Annotated in this window: 19 protein-coding genes; 6 read left to right on the top strand and 13 right to left on the bottom strand. The window is 70.8% G+C overall.

The genetic code is table 11. The features are described from left to right. Nucleotides 1-212: 212 nt before the first annotated feature. Entirely contained in the window at nt 213-1,052 is an 840-nt protein-coding gene (locus NIE111_RS16900; RefSeq protein ID WP_238685423.1) for a DUF8083 family protein, read from the bottom strand. Nucleotides 1,053-1,245: 193 nt separating this feature from the next. On the opposite strand from NIE111_RS16900, the gene NIE111_RS16895 reads away from it, so the two are divergent. Further along, nucleotides 1,246-2,328, top strand: coding sequence for a Glu/Leu/Phe/Val family dehydrogenase (locus NIE111_RS16895; protein WP_238685303.1), 1,083 nt, complete (start codon nt 1,246-1,248; stop codon nt 2,326-2,328). Between the two features lie 301 nt (nt 2,329-2,629). Further along, nucleotides 2,630-2,845: a DUF3073 domain-containing protein gene (locus NIE111_RS16890; RefSeq protein WP_030332207.1), complete on the top strand. Its 216-nt coding sequence runs from the start codon at nt 2,630-2,632 to the stop codon at nt 2,843-2,845. A gap of 136 nt (nt 2,846-2,981) precedes the next feature. Here the strand turns inward: NIE111_RS16890 and amcA are convergent, their stop codons facing one another. The 5 genes from amcA to NIE111_RS16865 form a co-directional block, all read right to left on the bottom strand. Continuing rightward, nucleotides 2,982-3,209: a multiple cyclophane-containing RiPP AmcA gene (gene amcA / locus NIE111_RS16885; protein WP_238685302.1), complete on the bottom strand. Its 228-nt coding sequence runs from the start codon at nt 3,207-3,209 to the stop codon at nt 2,982-2,984. Continuing rightward, nucleotides 3,178-4,281 carry a cyclophane-forming radical SAM peptide maturase AmcB gene (gene amcB, locus NIE111_RS16880; protein ID WP_308193696.1) on the bottom strand — a complete coding sequence of 368 codons (1,104 nt, stop codon included), beginning with the start codon at nt 4,279-4,281 and terminating at the stop codon, nt 3,178-3,180. Before amcB ends, amcA begins: the two co-directional genes overlap by 32 nt. 185 nt (nt 4,282-4,466) lie before the next feature. Further along, a complete protein-coding gene (purM, locus tag NIE111_RS16875; RefSeq protein WP_091396042.1) occupies nt 4,467-5,621 on the bottom strand; it encodes a phosphoribosylformylglycinamidine cyclo-ligase in 1,155 nt (384 codons plus the stop codon). A 57-nt stretch (nt 5,622-5,678) separates the two neighbouring features. Next, entirely contained in the window at nt 5,679-7,217 is a 1,539-nt protein-coding gene (gene purF / locus NIE111_RS16870) for an amidophosphoribosyltransferase (RefSeq protein WP_124853505.1), read from the bottom strand. A 168-nt stretch (nt 7,218-7,385) separates the two neighbouring features. Further along, entirely contained in the window at nt 7,386-7,739 is a 354-nt protein-coding gene (locus tag NIE111_RS16865; RefSeq protein ID WP_238685300.1) for a sterol carrier family protein, read from the bottom strand. A 161-nt stretch (nt 7,740-7,900) separates the two neighbouring features. Here NIE111_RS16865 and NIE111_RS16860 point away from each other — a divergent pair, with 161 nt between their 5' ends. After that, nucleotides 7,901-9,916: a hypothetical protein gene (locus NIE111_RS16860; RefSeq protein WP_238685299.1), complete on the top strand. Its 2,016-nt coding sequence runs from the start codon at nt 7,901-7,903 to the stop codon at nt 9,914-9,916. Between the two features lie 232 nt (nt 9,917-10,148). Here the strand turns inward: NIE111_RS16860 and NIE111_RS16855 are convergent, their stop codons facing one another. The 4 genes from NIE111_RS16855 to purS form a co-directional block, all read right to left on the bottom strand. Further along, nucleotides 10,149-10,904 (bottom strand): 2-phosphosulfolactate phosphatase, encoded by a 756-nt coding sequence (locus tag NIE111_RS16855; RefSeq protein ID WP_238685422.1) that lies wholly within the window; start codon nt 10,902-10,904, stop codon nt 10,149-10,151. Between the two features lie 4 nt (nt 10,905-10,908). Next, the gene (gene purL, locus NIE111_RS16850) at nt 10,909-13,578 is read right to left on the bottom strand and encodes a phosphoribosylformylglycinamidine synthase subunit PurL (RefSeq protein WP_238685298.1); all 2,670 of its coding nucleotides are present in this window, start codon (nt 13,576-13,578) and stop codon (nt 10,909-10,911) included. A gap of 67 nt (nt 13,579-13,645) precedes the next feature. Continuing rightward, nucleotides 13,646-14,329, bottom strand: a complete 684-nt coding sequence (gene purQ / locus NIE111_RS16845) for a phosphoribosylformylglycinamidine synthase subunit PurQ (protein WP_238685297.1) — start codon at nt 14,327-14,329, stop codon at nt 13,646-13,648. Continuing rightward, complete coding sequence (gene purS, locus NIE111_RS16840; protein ID WP_030491392.1) at nt 14,326-14,589, bottom strand: phosphoribosylformylglycinamidine synthase subunit PurS; 264 nt, start codon at nt 14,587-14,589, stop codon at nt 14,326-14,328. The genes purQ and purS overlap by 4 nt, the downstream gene beginning before the upstream one ends. A 358-nt stretch (nt 14,590-14,947) precedes the next feature. Here purS and NIE111_RS16835 point away from each other — a divergent pair, with 358 nt between their 5' ends. Then, nucleotides 14,948-15,631 (top strand): S1 family peptidase, encoded by a 684-nt coding sequence (locus NIE111_RS16835; protein ID WP_238685296.1) that lies wholly within the window; start codon nt 14,948-14,950, stop codon nt 15,629-15,631. Between the two features lie 24 nt (nt 15,632-15,655). After that, on the top strand, nt 15,656-16,219 hold the full coding sequence (locus NIE111_RS16830) for a YbjQ family protein (RefSeq protein ID WP_238685295.1): 564 nt from the start codon (nt 15,656-15,658) through the stop codon (nt 16,217-16,219). A gap of 141 nt (nt 16,220-16,360) precedes the next feature. Here NIE111_RS16830 and purB read toward each other — a convergent pair whose 3' ends face one another. The 3 genes from purB to NIE111_RS16815 form a co-directional block, all read right to left on the bottom strand. After that, entirely contained in the window at nt 16,361-17,785 is a 1,425-nt protein-coding gene (gene purB / locus NIE111_RS16825; RefSeq protein ID WP_238685294.1) for an adenylosuccinate lyase, read from the bottom strand. 174 nt (nt 17,786-17,959) lie between these two features. Further along, nucleotides 17,960-20,302 (bottom strand): hypothetical protein, encoded by a 2,343-nt coding sequence (locus NIE111_RS16820; protein ID WP_238685293.1) that lies wholly within the window; start codon nt 20,300-20,302, stop codon nt 17,960-17,962. After that, the gene (locus NIE111_RS16815; RefSeq protein WP_308193695.1) at nt 20,295-21,266 is read right to left on the bottom strand and encodes a glycosyltransferase family 2 protein; all 972 of its coding nucleotides are present in this window, start codon (nt 21,264-21,266) and stop codon (nt 20,295-20,297) included. Before NIE111_RS16815 ends, NIE111_RS16820 begins: the two co-directional genes overlap by 8 nt. A gap of 279 nt (nt 21,267-21,545) precedes the next feature. On the opposite strand from NIE111_RS16815, the gene NIE111_RS16810 reads away from it, so the two are divergent. After that, on the top strand, nt 21,546-23,870 hold the full coding sequence (locus NIE111_RS16810) for a PKD domain-containing protein (RefSeq protein ID WP_238685291.1): 2,325 nt from the start codon (nt 21,546-21,548) through the stop codon (nt 23,868-23,870). The last annotated feature ends 44 nt before the right edge of the window (nt 23,871-23,914 follow it).

Raw genomic sequence — 23,914 nt, 5'->3', positions numbered from 1 at the left:
CCGCCGGCCGACGCGTCTCCCATGGTCCGGCTAGTCCCCGATGTCCGACATGGGCCGAACGGATGAAGGTCCCTAGACGGACGGATGAACCATGCCCGATTTTTACGACTTTTACACGGCAGAAACTACCTTATTCGGACTCATGATCACGGTTCGTGATGCGTCAACTACGAGCACAACTCACCTTGGGAGCGCTCCTAGGGTGATATGCCCTAGTTGCACCGCTCCAAAAGCTGCACCGCACGCCACCGAGCCACCAACTTGTCGTACGCGGCCGACGCCTCCTCGGCCTCGCCGCGCGACAGCCCCGCGAGGCCGCTGGCGACCAGTTCGGGCGAGTCGTCAGCGGCGAGCGTCTCGTCGGAGAGCAGATCGACCAGGCCGCCGTAGTCCAGCTCGACCACGGACCGCGGATGGAACTCCTCCAGCCAGCGGGCCGCCTCCTCCACCGCCTCGGTGATCGGCGCCTCGCCCACCGACTTGCGCAGCACCGACAGCGCCCGCGACGAGCGGCGTCGCGCCTTGGAGATCTCGGTGCGGTAGCGCAACGCCCTCCGGCCCGGCTGGCTGACCAGGTCCCGCTCCTCTGGGTCGAACAGCACGAACCACCGCAGCGGTACGCCCCAGGTGGCGATCTGCTCGTGCACCCGGGGCACCCCGTGCTCCAGCACCCGGGCGCCACTGCGCCAGTCGTCCACCACCGCCCTGGCCTGCCCGGCGAGCACCGGTGGCACGAAGGCGTCGGCGAGCACCGAGGGCACCCCGTCCCGGGCGCTGAGCGCCGCCTCAGCGACCCGGATGCGCAGGTTCCAGGGGCAGACCAGCAGGCCTTCGTCCGTCTCCAGGACGTACGCCTCCTCCGGCAGGTCCGGCAGCCGGGTCCAGCCAGCACCCAGCGCCTCGATCACCGCCGTCCGCTGCCGACCGGGCCCCTCGACCGGGGCGATCGCGCGCCCCTCCGAGACGTAGCGGCGCCAGTAGCTCTGCCGGTCTCGATCGAAGGCGGCCAGCGGTTCGTACACGCGCAGGTAAGAAGCGAAGAGCGACGGCACCGCGCGATCCTCCCACGAACCACGCCCGTACGCGGTCAGCGGCCGGAGCACGCGCGCCGCACCGTGGGACGGCGGCGGCGCGTCGAGCGCCCGCCCGGCGGCCGATACTAGGCTCGATCACACCGGCAGCATCCCCGCCGGGGTCCACCAGGTCCGCGTCCCACAAGGACGCACACCACAGTAGGAGCCAACAATGGGCGTATTCGCGAGCACCGACGACCCGGTATCGACCGGTCACGAACAGGTCGTGTTCTGCCAGGACAAGCAGAGCGGCCTGAAGGCGATCATCGGGATCTACTCCACAGCGCTGGGCCCGGCGCTCGGCGGCACCCGCTTCTACCCGTACGCGAGCGAGGACGACGCCCTCGCCGACGTGCTGGACCTGTCCCGCGGGATGGCGTACAAGAACGCGCTCGCCGGGCTGGACCTGGGCGGCGGCAAGGCCGTCATCTGGGGCGACCCGGAGCAGATCAAGAGCGAGGCGCTGCTGCGTGCGTACGGCCGCTTCGTGGAGTCGCTGAGCGGCCGCTACTACACCGCCTGTGACGTCGGCACGTACGTGGCGGACATGGACGTCGTGGCCCGGGAGACCCGCTACGTGACCGGGCGCAGCGTCGAGCACGGTGGCGCCGGCGACTCGTCGATCCTCACCGCCTGGGGTGTCTTCCAGGGGATGCGGGCCGCAGCCGAGCACGTGTGGGGCACCCCGAGCCTGCGGGGCCGGCGGGTTGGCGTGGCCGGGCTGGGCAAGGTCGGCAAGTACCTCACCGGGCACCTGCTGGACGATGGCGCCGAGGTGGTCGCCACCGACGTCAACCCGAAGGCGCTGGCGTGGGTGCGCAGCAACCACCCGCAGGTCACCCTCGTCGACGACGCCAGCGCGCTGGTCGCCGCGGACATCGACGTGTACGCGCCGTGCGCGCTGGGCGGCGCCCTGAACGACGACACCGTGCCGGCGCTGCGCGCCAAGGTGGTCACCGGGGCGGCGAACAACCAGCTCGCCCACCCGGGCATCGAGAAGCTGCTGGCCGACCGGGGCATCCTCTACACGCCGGACTACGTGGTCAACGCCGGCGGCGTGATCCAGGTGGCCGACGAGATCGAGGGCTTCAACTTCGACCGGGCGAAGCTGCGGGCGACGCGGATCTACGACACCACCCGCGAGATCCTGCACCTGGCTGACGCTGAGGGCGTGCCGCCGGCGGTGGCCGCCGACCGTCTGGCGGAGCGGCGGATGGCGGACGTCGGCCGGCTGCGCGCGATCCACCTGCGCTGAGCTTTCCCCGGAGGCGGATCGACGAGATCCGCCTCCGGGCCCCGGTGCCGGGCGTCGCTGGGTAAGCTGAGCCGGGGTCAAATTTGATGCGGTTTGTCCGGTGTCACGGGTGCTAACCGTTCCGCTCCTTACCCGGTACACTGGGTGACGGCCGGATCGACGCGACGCGCAGAGCCGGCTGACGGTAACCCGAGGTGCCGAACGATGGCATCCCCATGTACCGTAAGAGCCACGAGAGATGCCTGACGTCATCGGGGCCCGCCTTCGGGCTGCCCCGCATTCTGTGCGAGGGGGTCGAGCCATGGGGCGCGGCCGTGCTAAGGCCAAGCAGACTAAGGTGGCGCGGGAGTTGAAGTACCACTCCCCGAACACCGACCTCACCGCTTTGCAGCGCGAACTGGCGGGTGCTGGTAAGTCTGAGCACCACTTCGACGACGACTCTAAAGAGTTCGTCGACGACGATGATGAGGATCACGCGGACGACGATCCGGATCCCTGGGTCCGTCCGACCCGCTGACCTATCGGCGCAGCTGAGCACGCGGTAACCCCCGCGTGCTCACGCACGTCCCGTGCAGGTGCAGTAGCCGACGATCAGGGGCCTGGCCCGACCGGATCCACTCCGGTCGCTCGACAGGCCCCTGACAACGGCTCCCTCAGCGCGGGCGATTGTTCCAGTTGTAGAACGTCGGGATGTTCTCGAAGTGGTTCCAGGCGCAGACCGCGCTGGAATCCTCCGCGCCCGACACCTCCGAACGCAGCCGCCGTGCGTCCTCGGCCTCCTGGAGCAGCACGACGAGCGCGGGACCCGCGTCCCGCACCCGTTCGGTGACTCCGTCGTCCGCTTCGCGCTCAGGCCGCCGGTGACTGGTGGTCTCGGGCATGCTCCAACACTCCCTCCAATAGGCGGATCTTGCTGTTGCGGCAGTGCTCGGTCTCCGTACCGTCAAAACGCCCCAGTTCGAAGTAACGGTTGGCGGCATGGCCGCCACCGCAGAAGCCGAAGTACGGGCAGGACGCCCGACACGCCTCCACCCCGGCCAGGAACTCCCTCACCCACGGCGTCGTCGCCGCGTTGCCGAGGATCTGCGCCAACGGCGTCGTCAGCACATTGCCGCTGCTGAAGTCGCCGTAGTGGGGGTCGGTGAAACCGGCCAACTCCGGGGAGAGCACGATCACCGAGCCGTCGTGACCGATGGTCGGGATCGGGTCCAGGTGGCGGGGCAGCACACCGTCCGCCGAGTTGTCGAGCACCGCCGCGGCGTAGCGCAACGACCACTCGATCTCCCGGAGGTGGATCCGGGGCTCCCGGCGCCACGCCCCGACCAACTCCGCCCAGAACGCGGAGACCTTCGACGGGTCGTGGCGGTTGTCGCGGGTGTTGACTCCCTCGGTCTCCTCGATGTTGATGCCCAGCACGTCGCAGCCCAGCTCGAGGAAGTAGTCGTACAGCTCGGTGGCGAGCCCCGGCTCGGGCCGGGACACCACGGCCAGCGCGGAGAAGGGCAGACCGCGCCGCCGCAGCACCGAGATGCCGTGCAGGATCCGGTCGTACGCCGGCTGACCGCCCCGGTTGACCCGGTCGCCGTTGCGCGCCCGGGGCCCGTCGACGCTGACACTCACCCGCATCTCGTGCCGGGCGAAGAAATCGCACCAGTCGTCGTCGATGAGGGTGGCGTTTGTCTGCACATGGTGCTCGACCTCTGGCCCGAACGGGGCGATCAGAGCGGCCAGGTGCTCTCGACCAGCGGCCAGGGGCTCGCCGCCATGCCACACGACGGAGAACCGACCGTTCGCCGCCCAGGGATTGACGGCGGCCGCGACCGCCTCGGCCACCGCCACCGGCATCCGGCGGTCGGCGGCGCGAAACGGCAGATAGCAGTACGCGCAGTCGAGGTTGCAGAGGGTGGTGGGCTGCATGACGACGTACGACGGGACGGCGGCCAGACCGCGCATCCCGCTGAACGACTGTCCCCGAGCAGCCATCGCCCTCCTTCGCCTAGCCTGAGGGGCGGTCGGGAAGCCTCGGAGCGAGCGAGGCGGAGTTCCCGACCGTCTCTGAAGGGTGCCCTTCAGGCTAGGCGGCATTGGCCACTCGGGTGAAGCCCTGATCAGGTGCCCGTACGATCACCGGAGGGTGATCATCCTCGGGTGTGCTGACCGACCATCTGCACGTTGCCGGTGCCCTCGATGATCTCGCCGGCCTGCCACGCCTCGACGCCACGGCCGGTCAGGGTGGCCAGCGCCCGGTCGGCGTCCTCGGCCGAGACGATCGCGAACATGCCGACGCCCATGTTGAAGGTCGACTCCATGTCGTGGTCGTCGATCCGACCCTTCGTCTGGATCAGGTCGAAGATCGGCTGCGGCTTCCAGGTGGACCGGTTGACCACCGCGTCGACGTGCTCGGGCAGCACCCGGACCAGGTTGCCGGGGATGCCGCCGCCGGTGATGTGGGACAGCGCCCGCACCTCGGCCTCGGCGATCAGCTTGAGGCAGTCCTTGGCGTAGATCTTGGTCGGCGTGAGCAGCTCCTCGCCGAGGGTCCGCTGCCGACCGAAGTCGTCGATCACGATGTCCAGACGCATCCGGGCCGCGCCCAACAGAACGTGGCGGACCAGCGAGTATCCGTTGGAGTGCAGGCCGGAGGAACGCATGGCGATCACCACGTCGCCCACCTCGACCCGGTCAGGGCTCAGGATGTCGGCTTCCTCGACCACGCCCACGCCGGTCGCGGAGATGTCGTACTCGTCCGGACGCAGGACACCGGGGTGCTCGGCGGTCTCGCCGCCCAGCAGGGCGCAGCCGGCGTAGCGGCAGCCGTCGGCAATGCCCGCGCCGATCTCGGCGACCTTGTCCGGCACGACCTCGCCGGTGGCGATGTAGTCGAGCAGGAACAGCGGCTCGGCGCCGCAGGCCACCAGGTCGTCGACGACCATGGCGACGAGGTCGATGCCGACCGTGTCGTGAATGTCCATCTGCTGGGCGATCACCAGCTTGGTGCCCACCCCGTCGGTGGAGGACGCCAGGATCGGGCTCTTGTACTTCTTCGTGTCCAGCCGGAACAGGCCGGCGAAGCCACCGAGGTCACCGAGCACCTCGGGACGGCGGGTCTGCCGCACCTTCGACTTGAGCAGCTCCACGGCGCGGTCACCCGCGTCGATGGAGACACCGGCGTCGGCGTACGAGACCGAGCGTTTGCGCGCCTGGCGGCCAGCACCGCCCGTCCACGGCTGGCGGTCGCCGCCGGCGCCGGTCGGGCTGCTTCCTGCGCCGCTGCGCTCGGACACGTGCGTCACGGTTCTCCCCTTTGGTTCTCGGTGCCGCCGGCGGTAGCCGGGCCGCGCCGGTTGGTGCTACGGGCGGTTTGCGGTAACGCCACCCGGAGTGGCGACGGACGAGCCGTTGGTGTGCGGGGCCTCCGGCGCCGAGTTGGCGACGCGTCGACCCACCCCTTCGAGCACGTGCTTGCCGATCAGGTTGCCGGCTGGCAACTCGATCGGGTACTCCCCATCGAAACACGCCCGACACAACCTGGTCTTCGGCTGCTCGGTCGCGGCGATCAGGCCGGGAAGGGATACGAAGCCCAGCGTGTCGGCGCCGATGGAGCGCCGGATGCCGTCGTTGTCCAACCCGTTGGCCAGCAGCTCCGCCCGGGTGGCGAAGTCGATGCCGTAGAAGCACGGCCAGCTGACCGGCGGGGAGGAGATTCGGACGTGCACCTCCAGCGCCCCCGCCTCACGCAGCATCCGCACGATGGCGCGCTGGGTGTTGCCGCGCACGATCGAGTCGTCCACCACCACCAACCGCTTGCCGCGGACGTTCTCCCGCAGCGGGTTGAGCTTGAGCCGGATGCCGAGCTGACGCAGGGTCTGCGACGGCTGGATGAAGGTGCGACCCACGTACGGGTTCTTCATCAGGCCGGCGCCGTACGTGATGCCGGACGCCTCCGCGTACCCGATGGCGGCCGGAGTGCCCGACTCGGGCACCGGGATCACCAGGTCTGCCTCGACCGGGTGCTCCTTGGCCAACTGCCGGCCGATCTGCACCCGCGCCGAGTGGACGTTGCGCCCGGCGATCGTGGCGTCCGGGCGGGCGATGTAGACGTACTCGAAGAGGCAGCCCTTCGGCTCCGGCGCGGCGAACCGGGTGGAGCGCAGCCCGTTCTCGTCGATCGCGATCAGCTCGCCCGGCTCGACCTCGCGCACCACGCTGGCGCCGACGATGTCCAGGGCGGCCGTCTCGCTGGCGACTACCCAGCCGCGCTCCAGGCGGCCGAGCACCAGCGGGCGGACACCGTGCGGATCGCGGGCCGCGTAGAGGGTCGCCTCGTCCATGAAGACGAAGCTGAACGCGCCGCGCAGCTGCGGCAGCACCTCCAGCGCGGCCGCCTCGACCGACAGATCCGGTCGACTGGCGAGCAGCATCGTCACCAGGGAGGTGTCGTTTGTCGAACCATCGGCGATGAGGCCGCGCTCGGCGACCTCCTTCTCCAGCTCGGCCGTGTTGACCAGGTTGCCGTTGTGGGCCAGCGCAATGGTCGTGCCTGAGGTGGTCGACCGGATCGTCGGCTGGGCGTTCTCCCAGTTGGACGCGCCGGTGGTGGAGTATCGGGCGTGCCCGATCGCCAGGTGACCACGCAGGCTGGCCAGGGTGGGCTCGTCGAAGACCTGCGCCACCAGGCCGAGGTCCTTGTAGACCACCACGCCGGAGCCATCGCTCACCGCGATGCCCGCCGCCTCCTGGCCACGGTGCTGCAGGGCGTAGAGGCCGAAGTAGGTCAGATTGGCAACCTCTTCGCCGGGGGCCCAGACACCGAAGACGCCACAGGCGTCCTGGGGGCCAGGTCGTTGGGGGTCAAGGTCGTGGCTCAGCCGGCCGTCGCCTCGGGGCACCTACCGCTCCCTCATGCTGGTCTGGACCGGCCGGGCGGGGATCACGGGCGGATCCACTCTCCTCTGCCGGGACCACTGTCATCGCCTGACAGTGTACGCGAATCGACGTCAATACAGAAAGTCACGATTCCCCTGCTCAGCGTCACGGCCAGTGGGACATCGGGACGACTAGAGGGGCAGATACGCCGAGAGGTCCGCGCGGTTGCCACTCATCTGGACGCGACCGTCGGTGACCGCCGACGCCCAGTCGAGCCTGCCGGTGGCCAGCTCCAACCAGGTGTTCGGGGCCATCTCGACCACGTTTGGTGGATTTCCCCTGGTGTGTCGAGGCCCCGGTACGCACTGGATCGCCCCGTATGGTGGAACGCGCACCTCCACCGATCGGCCGGGGGCGCGCTCCGCGAGGACGGCCAACAACGACCGGACCGCCTCCCGGAACACCGGCCGTTCGGGTGTACGCCCCTCGTCGAGCGCCGACAACGCGGCTGCAACGGCAGCGGACTTACTGTGCGGAGAGGACACGACGGGACGATACGACCCTCAGGCCAGACACGCGACGCTGGCCCTGGGTCGCGCTCATGCAGTCGGACAAGGCATAGTTGCCGACGGCGTATTCGTACCGTGATGATCCCCGGCCCGGCGCCCCGCCGGTCAGAGGGAAGTCAGCCCGGAAGGCGGTGGACGTGTCAACACACCGACGTGCCTGGAAGCAGCGGGCCGGTGTGGTCGTAGCGCTGGTTGCCGGCGCTCTGCTCGCCGTCCCCGCCACACCAGCAATGGCCGCAGATGTCAGCGTTTCCCCCGGCTCGATCACAGTAAACGCCGGCAGCGACGCCACGATCACCGTAAGTGTCACCCCGGGTAACGGTGACGACAAGGCGACGATCAGCCTGGCCGGCCTGCCCTCGGGTGTTCGATGCGCCAGCGGTTGCGGCGAGGTTGACTTCCCCGGCCTGGGCAATCAGGCGAGGTCGCAGCTGGTCCGGATCGCTGCCAACGACAACGCTGGCGACGCGACAGCGACCGTCACGGTGGCCGTCGAGGCCGAGTCCGGCCCGGACACCGCCACCGTCTCGCTGACCGTCAAGGGCAAGGCCGCTCCGCCGCCGCCGCAGAACCAGACCGTGCGGTCGATCTCCGGCAAGGTGATCTCGCAGGCCAACAGCAAGGCGGTCGCGAACGCGGTGGTCATGCTGCGCGACAGCACCGGCCGGCAGCTCGACACCACAAGCAACGGAAGCGGCGACTTCCGCTTCACCGGCACCACCGACAAGCCGATCGCACCCGGTCGGATCGACCTGGGCGCGAGCTTCGACAACGTGGTGGCCACCAAGACCATCAACGCTGCCGCCGGACAGGCCGTCACCGGGCAACGGATCAGCCTCGCGATCAAGGTCGAGGTGACGCCCAGCGCCACCCCGTCCCCCACCCCCGAGGCCACCGCCACCGAAGAGGCGACCGAGGAGGGCACCGAGGAGGAGCCCACCGAGGAGGCCAGCCAGGGCGCTCCGGCGAACGCCGCGAACAACGAGGACAGCGGCGGCATCGGCTCGTACCTGATCATCCTGCTCGGTGGTCTCCTGGTCGCCGCCGGTGTCGGCACGATCGTGCTGCTCTGGATGAAGCGCAGGGAGAACGGCGACGACGACGACGCCCCGGCGGCTGCCGGTGGCGGCGGTGTGGTGCCGCCCTCGCGCGGCGGGTTCCGTGGCCCCGACGACCAGACCCGGGTGGTCGGCGGTCGTCCCGGCGGCGGAGCGGACCCGACCATGGTCGGCGGCGCGGCGCTGAGCGAGGCGCCGACGATGATGCACCGCCCGGTGGTCGACGACGTTCCGCCGGACCCGTACGGCGCGCCTGCCCAGGCGTACGGCGGCGCGGGTCAGCAGGGCTGGGGCGGCGCCGGATACGGCGAGGAGCCCGCGTCCGCCGGGTACGGTGCCGGCGGCTACGGCAACGCCCCCGCTTCCGGTGGCGGCTACGGCGCTCCGGCCGGCCCGGAGGGCGGGTACGGCGCCGGTGCGGCCGGTGACGGTTACGGTGCCGCGCCCGGTGCCGGTTACGGCAATGCTCCGGCCTCCGGTGCCGGCTACGGGAACGCCCCAGCCTCCGGTGGCGGCTACGGCGGTCGTGACTACGACGCCCCGGGTGGCACCGCCGCCTACCCGCCGGCTCCCGCTGGCGGACCGGCGTACGGCGAGCGGTTCGACGAGCCGACCGGCCGGTACACCGGTGACAGCACCCAGTACCCGGCCCCGGCCGACCCGTACGCCACAGGCGTCTACCAGCCGGAGCAGGGGCAGGGGTACGGCCAGCCCGATGCCGCCCCGTACGGCGGTCGCGCCGCCGAGCCGACCGCAGGGTACGGCGCTCCGGAGGCTGGCGGGTACGACCAGGGCGGCTACGGTCAACCGGCCGGCGGATACGACCAGGGCGGCAACTACGGCCAGGAGCCTCCGCAGCAGCGCGGCGGCTACGACGACCGGGGCTACGACCAGGGCGGCTACGGCCAGCCCGCCGGCGGATACGACCAGGGCGGCAACTACGGCCAGGAGCCTCCGCAGCAGCGCGGCGGCTACGACGACCGGGGCTACGACCAGGGCGGCTACGGCCAGCCCGCTGGGCGGAACCGACCGGACACCCCGCCGCCGCCACCGACCGAGCGCGGCGGTCGCCGCCTCGACTGGCTGGACGACTGACCCACCACAGCACATGGAAACGGCCACCCGGAGATCCGGGTGGCCGTTTCGCTGTCCCAAGAAAAACCCGACCCCGCGCCGATCTTGCAGTTTCGGTCGCCTTTACGGGCGGAATGCCCTTTACGTCGGGACAGAAAGTGCAAGATCGCTGCGGGGTCGGGGCGCGGGGTCGGGGCGCGGGGTCGGGGCGCGGGGTCGGGGCGCGGGGTCGGGGCGCGGGGTCGGGGCGCGGTCAGGCGGCGGAGAAGACGCCCTGGTGGAGCACCGGCACGACGTCCGACACGCCGATCCGGACGGCGATGTCCACGTCCGCGGCGAAGCCGCTCTCGGTCAACTCCCGTCCGGAGACGCTGCCGCGCACCGCGGCGGGTAGATCCGGGGTGCTCGCCAGCGCGGCTAGCGCCATGGCGGCCTCCACCGAGAGCCCACCCGGCACGCCGGACAGGGCGTCCAGCACCGACGCGGCGCCGAGTTGGTCCTCCACCGACGGGCGCAGCGACCCGTCCGGCCACCGCTCCCCCGAGGCGATCACGCCGATCGGGGAGTCGAGCGTGCCGTACCCCTGGCGGCGCAGCCAATGCCCGACGGCGCGTGCGTTGCGCAGGCACGCCGCTACCACCGGCAGGCCGGTGGCGCTGGCGGCGGCGCTGATGGCGGAGCCGTTCGGGGAGGGCAGCACGAGGTCGGCCACCACGGGCGCGGTGCTCAGCGCGGCGGGCGAGAGCGACCACGGATGTTCAGTGGTCGTCTGCCGCCGCCCGACCGCAGCGGTCGCACCGACCCGGAGGGCGTACTCGGCGGCCTGCTCACCCCAGGGGAACGGGTGCACCCGCATGCCCCTGGCGACCGCCACCTCCACGGCGGTGGTGAACGAGAGAACGTCCACCACCACCAGCGCCGCGCAGACCCGGCCGAGTTCGGCCGCCCCGGTCAGCCCCCAGTCGAACCGGGCACCCGATCCGGGTTGGCCGTAGACGGCGGCCGTCAACGCCTCAGCGCTCGTCAGGCGACGGCTCGGCGACACCGGAGTCAGACTCGGACGCCCCGCCCGGCTGCTCCGACCCGATCGGCTCGACCGCGCCGGTCTCCGGGGACGGACCCGAGGAAGCGATCGGCTCGGAAACCACAGCCGCCGCGTCGACCGGCTCGGCCTGCGCGACAGGCAGCGGAACGGCCTCGACCGCACCCGCCACACCGGCGGCCGGCGCTGGCACCTCGACGGCCGCCGAGCCCCCGAAGAGGCGCGGCAACGTCTCGGTGTGCGCCGTGCGCAGCTCGTCCAGGCCGATCCGGAACTGGCCGTGCACCTCGAGCGCACCACCGGACGGGTCGGTGACGCCGATCAGCTCGAACGGCACGCCCCGCTCGGCGCAGAGCGCCGCGAACGCCTTGTCGTGGCCGCGCGGCACCGAGACCAGCGCCCGCGTGGCGGACTCGCTGAACAGGTAGACGAACGGCATCGAGCCCTCGGCGAACTGCTCCGGCACCGCGACCCGGGCACCGACGCCGCGACGCAGGCAGGACTCGACCAGGCTCTGGGCCAGGCCACCGTCGGAGAGGTCGTGTGCCGAGCTGAGGTGACCGACGCGGGCCGCCTCGGCCAGCAACTCGGCGAGCGCCTTCTCGCGGAGAAGGTCGACCTGCGGCGGAATCCCGCCGAGGTGCTCGTGCGTCACCCAGGCCCACTCCGAGCCGGACAGCTCCACGTTCGTCTCGCCGAGCAGGTAGAGCTGGTCGTGGTCGCCACCGGCGCGCGGCACGAAGCCCATCGGCACCCGGTCGGCGACGTTGTCCAGCACGCCCAGCACGCCGACCACCGGGGTCGGGTGGATGGCCGCCGCGCCGGTCTGGTTGTAGAAGCTGACGTTTCCGCCGGTCACCGGGATGCCCAGCTCCAGGCAGCCGTCCGCCAGGCCGCGCACGGCCTCGGCGAACTGCCACATCACGCCCGGGTCCTCCGGCGAGCCGAAGTTGAGGCAGTCGGTCACGGCGATCGGCTTCGCGCCGGTCACCGCCACGTTCCGGTACGCCTCGGCCAGGGCCAGCTTGGTGCCGTTGTACGGGTCCAGTCGGGCGTACCGGCCGTTGCCGTCGACCGACAGCGCCACACCGAGGCCGGTGCGCTCGTCGATCCGGATCACGCCGCCGTCCTCCGGCTGGGCGAGCACTGTGTTGCCCAGCACGTAGCGGTCGTACTGCTCGGTGACCCAGCTCTTGTCGGCCAGGTTGGGCGACGCGATCATGCGCAGCACGGTCTCCCGCAGCGCCTCCGGGTCGGCCGGGCGGGGCAGCGTCTCGGCCCGGTCGGCCTGGAGCAGGATCAGGTCGGCCGGCTCGCGCATCGGCCGGGCGTAGACCGGGCCGTCGTCGACAAGCGAACCCGGCGGCACGTCGACGACCAGGTGGTCCTGCCAGGTGATCAGCAGTCGACCCGGGCTGCCGTCCGGCTCCGGTGCGGTGACCTCACCGATCGCGGTGGCGAGGACGCCCCACTTCTCGCAGGTCTTGAGCACCGCGTCGAGCTTGTCCGGCGCGACGACCAGCAGCATCCGCTCCTGCGACTCGCTGGCCAGGATCTCGTGCGGGTCCATCGAGGGCTCGCGCAGCGGCACCCGCTCCAGCCAGACCCGCATGCCGGTGCCGGCGGCGGCGGCGGTCTCGGTGAGCGCGCAGGTCAGGCCAGCGCCACCGAGGTCCTGGATGCCGACGACCAGCTCGGCGTCGTACAGCTCGAGGCAGGCCTCGATCAGCAGCTTCTCGGTGAACGGGTCGCCGACCTGCACGGCCGGGCGACGCGCCTCGCTGCCCTCGTCGAAGGTGGCGCTGGCCAGCACCGAGACACCGCCGATGCCGTCGCGGCCGGTCTTGGCACCCATCAGGACGACAACGTTGCCCGGGCCGGCGGCGGCCTTGTTCTGCAGCCGACTGACCGGCAGCACGCCCAGGCAGAGCGCGTTGAGCAGCGGGTTGCCCTGGTACGAGGGGTCGAAGACCAGCTCGCCACCGATGTTGGGCAGGCCCAGGCAGTTGCCGTAGCCGCCCACGCCGGCGACCACACCGGTGAGCACCCGGGCGGTGTCCGGGTGGTCAGCGGCACCGAAGCGCAGCGGGTCCATCACCGCGACCGGGCGGGCACCCATGGCGAGGATGTCCCGGACGATGCCGCCGACGCCGGTCGCCGCGCCCTGGTACGGCTCGACGAAGCTCGGGTGGTTGTGAGACTCGACCTTGAAGGTCACCGCCAGCTCGTCGGAGATCTGCACGACACCGGCGTTCTCACCGATGCCGGCGAGCATCCGGTCGCTGTGCGGGGCCTTTTCGCCGAACTGACGCAGGTGCACCTTGCTCGACTTGTAGGAGCAGTGCTCGCTCCACATGATCGAATACATCGCCAGCTCGGACTGCGTGGGCCGGCGGCCGAGGATCTGCCGGATCCGGTCGTACTCGTCGTCGCGCAGGCCAAGCTCGGTGTACGGCTGAAGCTCGCCCGGGGTGCCACCGGCGCGCGGCACGGTGTCCACGCCCTCGGTCCAGACGGCGGCGGCCGGCTGGGCGGGAGCGGTCGCCGGTGCGACCGGCTGCGCCGCGTTCGGCTCGGCCGGCTGCGCCGGGGCGGAGTACGCCTCCGGCGTGTCGCGTACCGGGTCCGGATGGGTGGTCATGACCTCTCCTCGCTGCGCTCGTGCCCGCCAGGCCGGCGGTTGAGCTGACCGATGATCGTGCCGCCGGTCATGCCGGCGCCCCCACCAGGTGCTTGAGGACCGACGTGAAGAAGCCGAGGCCGTCCAGCGAGGGGCCGGTGAGCGCCTCCACCGCGTGCTCGGGGTGCGGCATGATGCCGACCACGTTGCCCGCGGCGTTGGTGATCGCGGCGATGTCGCGCTGGGACCCGTTGGGGTTGCCGCCGACGTAGCGGGCGACCACCCGACCCTCGGCTTCGAGCTGGTCCAGCGTCGCGGTGTCAGCGACGTAGCAGCCCTCGCCGTTCTTGACCGGGATGAGCACCTCCTGGCCGGGCTGGAAAGCGTTGGTCCACGCCGTCCCGGCCGACTCGATGCGCAGGACCTGGTCCCGGTTGCGGAAGTGCAGGTGCTGGTTACGGGTGAGCGCACCCGGCAGCAGGTGCGCCTCGCAGAGGATCTGGAAGCCGTTGCAGATGCCGAGCACGGGCAGACCACCCTGGGCGGCGTCCACGATCGTCTCCATCACCGGGGCGAACCGGGCGATGGCACCGCACCGCAGGTAGTCACCGTAGGAGAACCCGCCGGGCAGGACGACAGCGTCGACACCGTGCAGATCCGGGTCGCCGTGCCAGAGCCGGACCGGCTCGGCGCCGGCGATCCGGACGGCCCGGGCCGCGTCCCCGTCGTCGAGCGAGCCGGGGAAGGTGACCACACCGACCCGGGCGGTCACGAGCGGGCGTCCGCAGTCTCGTCGGCCTCGACCAGGCGGACGGTGAAGTCCTCGATGACCGGGTTGGCGAGCAGTTTGTCGGCAATCTCCCGAGCGCGGTCCAGGTCCGGTTCACCGGTGAACTCGATCTCGATCCGCCTGCCGATCCGAACCGAGGCGACGTCACCGACGCCGAGTCGGGGCAGCGCGTTTGCGACGGCCTGGCCCTGCGGATCAAGGATCTCGGGCTTGAGCATGACGTCGACGACGACGCGAGGCACTGGGCACTCCTGACTGTGTACGCAGTTGGGTGCCGACCCACAATGGGCGAGCGCAGCCAGCGTACCTGGCAGATATCGCCGCGGACGCACCGGCCGGGTGCAGTTCAGGCAGTGATCGACATTACTGACGCTCAGTCTGACCTGTCAGGCGCGACAGGTGGCCCTAGCAGGACATATACGGCGCAGCGGGTGGCCGAATCGTTACATTGGGCAACCTCGATCACCTCCTTGATAACGATCGCGTCGCGCCCTACTCTACATCGACGTAAGTCGATTTCGCTGGCTCCGGGAATCCCCGCGGCCCGGCACCATCCGCACCCGGCGACCCCGGGCGCGCCCCGTCCAAGGAGTCCACCCGATGCGCATCCGCCCCCTGCTCGCCGTACTCAGCACCGCGCTTATCGGCGCCCTCGGCGTCACGTCCGCCGCCTCCGCCGCCCCCGCCGGCCCGCAGCCCATCATCGGCGGCGGCACCGTCTCGTCCGCGCCGTGGGCCGCCGCGGTGCTCAGCAACGGCTCGTTCACCTGCTCCGGCAGCGTCATCGCCGCGCAGTGGGTGCTCACCGCCCGGCACTGCATCAGCGGCACCATGTCGGTGCGCGTCGGAAGCGTGAACCGCACCTCCGGCGGGGTCACCCGCACGGTCAGCGCCACCTACACCCGCAACGACCTCGCCCTCATGCGGCTCTCCAGCACCGTCAGCACCTCCGCGGTGAGCCTGGCCAGCAGCAACCCGCCGATCAACTCGACGAACTCGATCTACGGCTGGGGCATGACCTGCTACAGCGGCTGCTCGGCGTCGACCCAACTGAAGACCGCCACCGTCCGGGTGACCAGCAACAGCGCCACCGACGCGTACGGCGGCCAGGCGATCCGCAGCACCCGGGTCAACGGCAACGCCTGGCGCGGTGACTCCGGCGGCCCGCAGTTCTACAACGGTCAGCAGGTCGGCGTCGCCTCCACCGCCGACGGGTCGAGCATCCAGAACTACGGCAGCGTTGCGTACAACCGGGCCTGGATCACCTCGGTGGCCGGTGTCTGACGGTTAGCGCCCCGCTCGGCGCGGATGGTCGGCCACGTGCCGGCCGTCCGCGCCGCGTCGTTTTGCAGCATCCGATCAGGTGAACAATGCACACGATCGGGTCGGGCCACTCCTGACAGCATCGGAAACGTGCTGGTCGTGACGACAGAGCAACTGCCCGGCTACGAGATCCGCCAGATTCTCGGTGAGGTGGTGTCATCGATGGCCAGGACGCGCAACCCGTACCGCGAGGGTGTGAAGAACCTGCGCGGTGGCGCGTACGACCCGATGGCCCCGGACAACCTGACCCGGTGGCGCACCGACTCGGTGGCCCGCCTCGGCGAGGAGGCCCTGCGGCTCGGCGCGAACGCGGTGATCGGCATGCGGTTCGACAGCCGGGACTGTGGCGAGATGTGGATGGAGATCTGCGCGTACGGGACGGCAGTTGTCGCCGTACAGAAGATGCCCGAGGTCATGCCGGCCGACCAGCCGGCGGTCGCAGCGGGAACCGCGGAGGTCGCGGGCATCACGGAGTCGCCCGGCGGCATCGCCGAACCCGCCAGCGCCCCCAACCTGAGAACCGCCGCCGAAACTCCAACCGGCGAGTAACGCCCGACCTCACCGCCCAGCCCAGCCCGTCGCCCCGCCCTTCCCCTGTTGATCAAGAGGTTTCGGTCATCAGGGATATCGAAGATGACGCAAACCTCTTGATCACCCGGGAGGGGGGTGGGGTGGGGTGGGGGTGGGGGGTTAGAGGATGGGGGGTGGGCTGTAGGTGGCGGCTTCTGGGTGGGCGGTTACCACTGTGGTGATGCGGCTTGTCACCGCTGCCACCTGGGCTTGGGCGGCGCCCACGAAGGCGTTGCGGTCGGCGACCAGGGTGTCGATGTCGGCGCGGGACAGCCCGAGTCGGCCATCCGCCGCCAGGCGGTCGAAGAGGTCGTTCTCCGGTGAGCCCTTCTCGCGCATCGCCAGGGCCACCGCCACCGCGTGCTCCTTGATCACCTCGTGGGCGACCTCCCGGCCGACGCCCCGCCGGACCGCCGCGACCAGGATCTTCGTGGTGGCCAGGAACGGCAGGAAGCGCTCCAACTCCCGGTTGATCACCGCCGGGTACGAGCCGAACTCGTCGAGCACTGTGAGGAACGTCTGGAACAGCCCGTCGGCGGCGAAGAACGCGTCCGGCAGCGCCACCCGGCGGACCACCGAGCAGGACACGTCCCCCTCGTTCCACTGGTCACCGGCCAGCTCGCCGACCATCGACAGGTAACCCCGGATGATCACGGCGAAGCCGTTCACCCGCTCCGACGAGCGGGTGTTCATCTTGTGCGGCATCGCGCTGGAGCCGACCTGACCCGGCTTGAAGCCCTCGGTCGCCAACTCCTGGCCGACCATCAACCGGATCGTGGTGGCCAGCGACGACGGCGCGGCGGCCGTCTGGGCCAGCGCGGCCAGCACGTCGAAGTCGAGCGAGCGCGGGTAGACCTGCCCGACGCTGTCCAGCACCCGGGAGAAGCCCAGGTGCTGGGCGACCCGTCGCTCCAACTCGGCCACCTTGTCGGCGTCGCCGTCGAAGAGGTCGAGCTGGTCGGCGGCAGTGCCGACCGGCCCCTTGATCCCCCGCAGCGGGTAGCGGGCGATCAGGTCCTCCAGCCGCTCGTACGCGATCAGCAGCTCCTCCGCCGCCGACGCGAAGCGCTTGCCCAGCGTGGTGGCCTGCGCCGCCACGTTGTGCGAACGACCGGTCATGACCAGCTCGGAGTGCTCGTGGGCCAGCCAGGCCAACCGAGCCAGGGTGGCCACCACCCGATCGCGGATCAGCTCCAGCGAGGCGCGCACCTGGAGCTGCTCGACGTTCTCGGTGAGGTCCCGGGAGGTCATCCCCTTGTGCACGTGCTCGTGCCCGGCGAGCGCGCTGAACTCCTCGATCCGGGCCTTCACGTCGTGCCGGGTGACCCGCTCCCGCTCGGCGATCGAGGCGAGGTCGACCTGGTCGAGCACCCGCTCGTACGCCTCGACAACGCCGTCCGGCACGGACACGCCCAGGTCGCGCTGAGCGCGGAGAACGGCGAGCCAGAGCCTCCGCTCCATCCGTACCTTCTCCTCCGGGGACCAGAGGGCGACCAGTTCGGGCGAGGCGTACCGGTTGGCCAGCACGTTGGGGATCGTCGTCACGTGCCTCATTCTCTCCTACCCGGTGGGTCGCCCAGCCGCGAGGCCACTACCGGAGCCGGTGGGACACGCTGGCCGGTTTGTCGGCCGGGCGGTGTGCTACCAGCCGGCCTCGGCGCGATCGCGATGACCGGCGGCACCCTGCCGGCCACCGGGCGCCGTCGTGCGAGGGCACAGTCAGCGCAGCTCGTAGACCGTGACGCTGCCGGAGACGAGGCGTACCTCAGCCAACCCGGCCAACGCGGGCGACACCTCGCCGGCCCGGGTGTCGGCGAACAGCCAACGGACCCGGTAGTCGACGCGCAACTGGTCCAGGTCGGCCGCGGTGGGGGCCTGGAACACCCTCTCGTTCAGCGCGAACCGGGCCGGGTCCGGCGGATCCTGTCGTACGTATCCGAGACCCCGCCGTCCGTTGGCGGCAAGGGCGGCATCGGTGTAACCCCAGCTCTCCACCACCGTCCGGTGCCCACCCAGTCCGGTCACCCAGTAGGCGCGGGCGTCGCAGTGCGCGGTGGTTTGAACCGGCCGGCAGTGCACGTTGGTGGCCACCACGTCGTCGTCCGCGGCGTGCTCGTCCAGCCACAACGCGGCCCGCATCTCCGCTGCCGTCACTGTGGAAGGCTGCGCGACCGACGCGGGCAACCCCGGTGCGACCTGGACGTACCGGACGGCACCGTCGACGCCCCGGGCGACGCTCGCGCCCAGCAGCGCCGCCGTGACGCCAGCCAGCGCCACCGCCACTGTCCGCCGCCGCCCGCCGCCGTCCCGGCGACCCAGCAGCGCACGGACTCCGACCGCGACGAGCGCGGCCAGCAGGAGAAGGACCGCGAGCCGCAGGTACGAGCGGCCGAGGACGCCCATCCATCCAGTCATGGTCGCGGCCGGTCTGGGCATCATTGGCACAAGGAGATACGACGCCACACCGAGCACCGCGGCGGACACCGCCACCGGCCAGGGCGGCCGGGCGAGGGTGAGCAGCCACACGGTGAGCACGGCGCCGAACGGGAGCACGTCCAGCCAGAAGTAGACCTGGCTCAGCGACGGATGGTGCAGGGTCCAGATGCCGCCCGCGCCGGCGAGCACCGCGCCCGACAGCAGCCAGGGTGCCGGATCGGCACGGCGTGGCCCGGCGAGGACCAGCATGCCGATCAGCCGGGGTAACTGCACCAGCAGCCACCAGCCGAGCAGGACGAACGTCAGCAGCCAACCGGACGCCCCAGCCCTGCTCAGACCGAACGGCAGCAGCCCGCCGCCGCGCACCCCGTCGCCCGCGCCGATGGTCTCCCGGTACTGCGGCATCGCGTGCAGGAACGCGAACGCCTGTGGGGCCAGGGTGCCCGCTCCGCCTCCGGCGAAGAGGAAATAGCCGACGCCCATCGGCACCACGAGGCAGAGCAGGGTCGCGAGCGCCGGCCAGGGCACTCGTCGTCGCTGCTGCCACCAGGTGGCGGCGACAGCCACTGCCACGCCGGCGATCAGCGGCGGCAGCGCGCTGGACTTGGCGCCGGCGCAGGCCAGCCCGAGTACCGGCAGCAGCGCCCAGGCCACGCCCAGCGGCCGCCCGCGTACGGCGTCGACGCAGATGCCGGCGAGCAGCACCAGCAGTGGCAGGACGTACGTCTGTGACGGGCTGGAGAAGGAGAACGCGAATGCGCCGTCCGCGATGGCCGAGTTGACGGCCACCGGCATGCCGAGGCCAGCCGCCGCGCCCGCCACCGGGCCCGCCCACCAGCGGCCGGTCAGGTCCCGGGCCAGGCCGGCGGTGACCAGCACGCTGACGACGGCAACCGGCGCCAGCCACAGCCGGAGCAGTACCGTCGCGGGTGGAATGCCGGTGATCATGCTGCCGGCGGCCATGTGCGCGTCGGACAGGTAGTGGTAGCGCAGCGGCTCGCCGGCCATCTGCGGCAGTTGAAAGGGCAGGTCCCGGGTCAGCTCCTGGACCAGCGACAGGTGGTAGAGCAGATCCTGGTAGTAGCCGTGGTTCACCGGCGGGAGCGGCACCAGACGCCACTGCGCGACGGCCCACAGCAGCACGAGTAGCAGCACCGCGACGACTGACCAGTGCCAGGCGAGTGGAAGCGGCCGGCGGGTCCCGACCCGCCAGTGCCGACGTAGCCGGGGAACGGCCAGGAAGGCCAGCACCAGGGGCACCGGCCACCACCGCAGCAGGTGCTGCTGACCGGTGGCCGCCGCGGCGACCCAGGCGCCGAGTTCGAGGAGCAGACCGGTGGCCGCGCCGAAGCCCAGGTCCTCCGGCAGGTTGCCGCGGCCACCGCGTACCGCCCGGTGCACCAGGGTGCCGGGTAACACCACAGCCAACGACCAGTAGGCCACGTAGCGGAGCACGTCGACGGCGGGCACGTCGGTGTACGACCAGGCGGCCGGCAATGCGGCGAGGAGCACCGACCAGGGCAGGGTCGCGACCACTGCGGACCCCAGCGACCGGGCGGGTCGTCGGGCCGGGTGCGGCGCGGGTGCTGGGGCCTGTCGTTCCACCAGTCCGAGCGAGTCAGCCACGGGCGCTACCCACCGGTGCGGCGGGAAACGGGGAGGACAGCTCGGTATCCGCCGAGTCGGCTCCGACGTGGTACGTCGGTCGACCCTGCACTGTCGCGTAGATCCGTCCGACGTACTCACCGAGCAGGCCGAGACAGACCAGTTGCACGCCACCGAGGAGTAGGACCGCCACGAAGGTCGACGTCCAGCCCGGGATGGTCAGACCACGCAGGTACGCCACGACGCCGAAGCCGATGAGGCCGAGACAGGCCAGGAAGCTGATCGCACCGAGCCAGGTGGCGAGACGCAGCGGCGCCGCGGAGAAGTTGGCGACGCTGTCCCAGGCGAGCGCGATCATCCGGGGCAGTGGATATTTCGTCTCGCCGGCCGCCCGAACTGCCCGGGAGTAGCGCACCTCCGCACTGGCGAAGCCGAGCGCGGGTACCAGCAGCCGGTAGACCGGGGTGCGTTCGGGCAGCTCACGCAGCGCCTCGATCACCTCCCGGCTGACCAGCCGGAAGTCGCCGGCCTGGGCGGGCACCTCGGCGCCGACGAGCCGGCGCATCAGTCGGTAGTAGAGCTGCGCGGTACGCCGTTTGAACACGGTGTCCGAGCTGCGGTCGGCTCGTACGCCGTACACCACGTCGACGCCCTGCTCACGGGCCACCCGCAGCATCTCCGCGACCGTCTCCGGCGGGTCCTGCAGGTCGGCGTCCAGGCTGACCACCCACTGTCCACGGGCGCGGTACAGCCCGGCGGTCAACGCCGCCTGGTGTCCGCTGTTGCGGCGCAACTGGACCAGGCGCAGTTGCGGCCAGCTCCGCGCGTGGGTGAAGAGCACAGTGACGGTGTCGTCCCGGCTGCCGTCGTCGACGGCCACCACCTCGTACTCGACGCTGAGCGCGTCGAGCACCGGACGCAACCGGGCGATGAGGGCCGGGATGACAGCGGCCTCGTTGTACATCGGAATGACGACAGACAGCACCAACACTTACCGGCCCCGTTCCGGACGCAGGTGGCATCGAACGCACCTCGTTCGGGGGTGCGGACGGTCACCGTTACCCGACAACCTCACGGGCGGTCAGCCACCCGCTGAACAGGACGTGAACGTCTACCTGCCGGCCGCTCCGATCCGCTGCGACCAGGACGATCACGAGGTGGGTGGCCGTTTTGTCACCCGGGTCAGCGCCTCGCCTGTTGATCATGCAGGATCGCCTTATCTGACTCCCGGCGTCGCCGGGTCCTCCTCATCTTCGAGGCCCGCATGCGTAAATCCTGCTTCGCCGCCTTCGCGACCGTCGTGGTGACCGGCGGCGCCCTGGTGGGCACCGCGCTGCCCGCCCAGGCGGATGCTCCGACGACCCTCTACGTCCGGCAGAACCTCGCCACCGGCTGCTCCGACCAGTTCCCGGGGACCTTGGCGCAGCCGTTCTGCACCATCAGCGCCGCGGCAGCGATCGTCACCGGCGGGCAGACCGTCGACATCGGCGGCGGTGTCTACATGGAGCGAGTCAGCGTCACCTCGTCCGGCACTCCGCAACAGCCGATCGTGTTCGTGGGCAGCTCCATCAACGCCTCCTTGGGCGGCGCATCGGCTGGGTTCGTCGTCGACGGCCAGCATGATGTGGTGCTTCAGAACATCCGCGTCGTCGGGTCGGGTGACGTGCCGGCCGCGGATGTGCGCAACTCCTCGGGCATCACCATCCGGGGCGGCACCTACGCCCTGCACACTCCCGCGACGTCGCCGGTGATCCGGTTCGCCGGTGTAACCGGCTCGAGCGTGTCGAAGACAAGCGTCACCGGGTTGACCTCCACCGCCGGCATCACAGTGGACGCCGCAAGCAGTGACGTGGACATCCAGGGAACGACACTGCAGGGCTATGCCAACTACTTCCTTGCCGACGACACGGTCGGTGTCCGGATCGACGGGCCGGGAAACTCGTACGTCGGTGGCCGCATCGACGGCTTCACCGGCGCGGCGCTCGCGCTCGGGCCCGCCGCGGCCGGCACCGTGGTGGCCAACAACGTGATTTCCGGGGGCGGCGGCCACGGCGTGCACAACAACGGGGCCACCGGCACGGCGATCACCAACAACACCATCAGGGACCGCTGCCGCGACGGCATCCGCGTCGACGGAGCCTCGTCCGGCGTTTCCGTGCAGAACAACGTGCTGGTCACGAACGGCTACTTCAACCAGGGCTACTGCGAGCCGGCGTTCCTCGACGGTGTCGAGATCGGCGTCTACGGTGGGGCCGTCGGGAAGACGGTGGTCGACTACAACAACGCCCACCACTACTACAACGACTCACCGCAGATCTACGCCTGGAACACCCGGATGGGTCTCGCCGCGTTCCGGGCCGCCTCCGGCCAGGCCGCGCACGACCGCGAGACGGGACAGGCCCGGGACGACATCGACTCGGCGAACTCGGCGGCCCCCGGTTACCCGACCCTCGACCACGCCGGCTCGCCGCGCGTCGACGACCTGACCGTGCCGAACACCGGCGCCGGCCCGGTCACGTACGCCGACCGTGGAACCGTGGAGACTGTCCGAAGCCCTGTGGTGTCGTTCGACGTCGCCCTCAACATCCAGGCGCGCTCGGTGAGCGTGAACGCGTCCGCCTCCACCCCCGGCCTCAATCCGATCGCGTCCTACCGGTTCTCGTTCGGTGACGACAGCGTCGTCACCCAGTCGAGCCCGATCGCCTCGCACACGTACGCGAACCCGGGTAGCTACCAGGTCACCGTCACGGTCACTGGCACCGACGGCCGATCGGATACTCGCCATACTCAGATCAGCATGCTGCGGCCGACCGGGACCGTTGGTCTGCGCGCCCTGTCCAACCGCCGCTACGTGAGTTACCAGACCGGCTTCGGGCTTCGACCGAACCAGGCCGAGCCGAGCACCATTGCGCAGTTCGACCTGGCGGACGCCGGCGACGGCAAGGTCGCCCTCTTCTCCCGGGTGGTCGGGCGCTACGTCGCCATCTCCCAGTTCGACCACGTCACGTTGACCGCGGACAGCGTTCTCGTGGACGTACGCGAAATGTTCACGCTGGTGCGCAACGGCGACGGCACCATCAGCCTCCAGGCCCCCATCACCACCCAGTTCGTGACTGCCGACCCCAGCGGCACGCTCGCCATGAGCGCCAGCAGGCCCACCATCGGCACCTGGGAGAAGTTCCTCCAGGTCGTCGTACCGGATGCGAACCGATCCTTGAAGGCCCGGGTCAACGGTCGCTTCGTCAGCGCCGACGGCGCGGGGACCAAGCCGTTGATCGCGAGCGCGGCGACCGCCAGCAGTTGGGAGCGGTTCGACGTGGTGGATCTCGGCAACGGGCAGGTTGGCCTCCTCGCCCGCGTCAACAACCGCTTCGTGTCCGCCGACGGCGCGGGCGCCAAGCCGCTGATCGCGAACGCACCGACGGCCAGCACCTGGGAGCGGTTCACCATGGTCCGCAGCAGCGACGGCACGGTCAGTTTCAAGGCCGCCGTCAACAACAAGTACGTCAGCGCCGACGGCGCGGGCAGCAAGCCACTGATCGCCAAGGGCCCGGTCGTCAGCACCTGGGAGAGGTTCACCATCGGCTGAGCCCTACCGCAGCGTCCGACGCCCGCCGGGACCCTCGGGTCCGG

Origin of the sequence: Micromonospora hortensis (assembly GCF_022230935.1) — a bacterium.
GTDB lineage: Bacteria > Actinomycetota > Actinomycetes > Mycobacteriales > Micromonosporaceae > Micromonospora > Micromonospora hortensis.
This window is presented reverse-complemented; position numbering and strand designations above follow the sequence as displayed.

Excerpts from the sequence above, each read along its gene's own strand:
- NIE111_RS16890 (WP_030332207.1), top strand. The coding sequence starts at position 2,630 with ATGGGGCGCGGCCGTGCTAAGGCCAAGCAGACTAAGGTGGCGCGGGAG.
- NIE111_RS16895 (WP_238685303.1), top strand. The coding sequence starts at position 1,246 with ATGGGCGTATTCGCGAGCACCGACGACCCGGTATCGACCGGTCACGAA.
- purL (WP_238685298.1), bottom strand. The coding sequence starts at position 13,578 with ATGACCACCCATCCGGACCCGGTACGCGACACGCCGGAGGCGTACTCC.
- amcA (WP_238685302.1), bottom strand. The coding sequence starts at position 3,209 with ATGCCCGAGACCACCAGTCACCGGCGGCCTGAGCGCGAAGCGGACGAC.
- NIE111_RS16830 (WP_238685295.1), top strand. The coding sequence starts at position 15,656 with ATGGTCGGCCACGTGCCGGCCGTCCGCGCCGCGTCGTTTTGCAGCATC.
- NIE111_RS16835 (WP_238685296.1), top strand. The coding sequence starts at position 14,948 with ATGCGCATCCGCCCCCTGCTCGCCGTACTCAGCACCGCGCTTATCGGC.
- amcB (WP_308193696.1), bottom strand. The coding sequence starts at position 4,281 with ATGCGCGGTCTGGCCGCCGTCCCGTCGTACGTCGTCATGCAGCCCACC.
- NIE111_RS16810 (WP_238685291.1), top strand. The coding sequence starts at position 21,546 with ATGCGTAAATCCTGCTTCGCCGCCTTCGCGACCGTCGTGGTGACCGGC.